Source organism: Brevibacterium casei CIP 102111, assembly GCF_900169275.1.
In the GTDB taxonomy this organism is placed as follows: Bacteria; Actinomycetota; Actinomycetes; order Actinomycetales; family Brevibacteriaceae; genus Brevibacterium; species Brevibacterium casei.
In genome coordinates this window covers 1-1,247 of sequence record NZ_FXZC01000022.1, presented here as the reverse complement: position 1 = coordinate 1,247, position 1,247 = coordinate 1, and the positions used below count along the sequence as shown (strand labels likewise).

Sequence of the window (1,247 nt, the reverse complement as noted above, 5' to 3'; positions counted from 1 at the left end):
TGGGCCGCCCCCGTTGTTAGGTCCGGTCTCTGTGTGAGTCGTCGGGTTCCATTTCGTGGGTGCAGTGGCGAGCATAGTCGGCCGGGGTGAGGTAGCCCAGCGCCGAGTGGCGTCGCACGGTGTTGTACTCGACCTTCCAGTCGCCGATGACGACCTGGGCGTGCAGCAGTGAGTAGAAGCTGTTGATGTTCAAGCACTCGTCGCGCAGGCGGGAGTTGAACGACTCGACGTAGCCGTTGAGCCACGGCGAGCCGGGCGGGATGTACGACAAGCCGGTGCGGGTGCCGGCCCAGTCGGCGATCGCCTGGCTGATGAACTCGGGCCCGTTGTCGCTTCTGAGGACCGCGGGCGGTCCGTGCAGCTTAACGAGGTCGTCGAGATGGTCGGTGAGACGGTCGGCGGTGATGGAGCGTTCCACGAGGCCGCCGAGGCAGACCCGGGTGTGCTCGTCCACGATCGACGCGATTTTGATCGGACGCCCGGCCTCGTCGACGTCGAACTGGAAGTCGATGGCCCACACCACGTTCGGGGCGCACGCCTTGGGGGCGTCCGTGGTCGAGGAGCCGATGCGCTTACGGCGACGTCGCTGGGGCACGCGTAGGCCTTCCTCGCGCCATAGCCGCTGGATCTTCTTGTGGTTGACCTGCCAGCCCTCGCCGCGGGCGTCGTGGCACGCGCGCCGGTAGCCCCAGCGGGGGTGCTTCTTCGCGTAACCGCGCAGCCATTCACGCAAGGCGGCGTCGGGGTCGGCGACGGTATCGGCCTTGAGGGTGCGCCGGTAGGCGGACCTGGATAGCCCGGTCAGCCGGCACGCCATCCGCTCGCTCACCCGCATCTTCGCGATGAGGTGAGCGACAGCGGCGCGCCTCCTGCCCGGGCCTAGAAGTTTCCCTCTGCCAGCTCCTTCAGCGCCGCCTTCTCCAGCTCTGCTTCAGCGAGCAGACGCTTGAGGGTGGCGTTCTGCTTCTCGAGCTCCTTGAGGCGCTTGGCGTCGTCGGCCTTGAGCCCGCCGTACTGGTTGCGCCACCGGTAGTACGTCTGTTCCGACACGCCCAGCTCGCGGCACACCGCCGCGACGTCCGCGCCATCGGCCAGCATCCGGTCGGCCTGTCCGAGCTTGCGCACGACCTGCTCAGGCGTGTGCCGCTTCCTCGTGTTCGTCATGATGAGACCAGTCTTCCTGCCCGCAGCAGCGAGCATCAAGACGACTCACACAACGACTGGACCTACATCCCGGGGTCAGCCCA

General features: G+C 67.1%; 1 protein-coding gene. It reads right to left on the bottom strand.

Translation table 11 applies throughout. From position 1 onward, the window contains the following. Positions 1–16: 16 nt before the first annotated feature. A protein-coding gene (locus BC102111_RS17485; protein ID WP_100227560.1) for an IS3 family transposase occupies positions 17–1,164 on the bottom strand; the annotation gives its coding sequence in 2 pieces (ribosomal slippage) (positions 17–894 and positions 894–1,164; 1,149 coding nt in all). Positions 1,165–1,247: the final 83 nt, after the last annotated feature.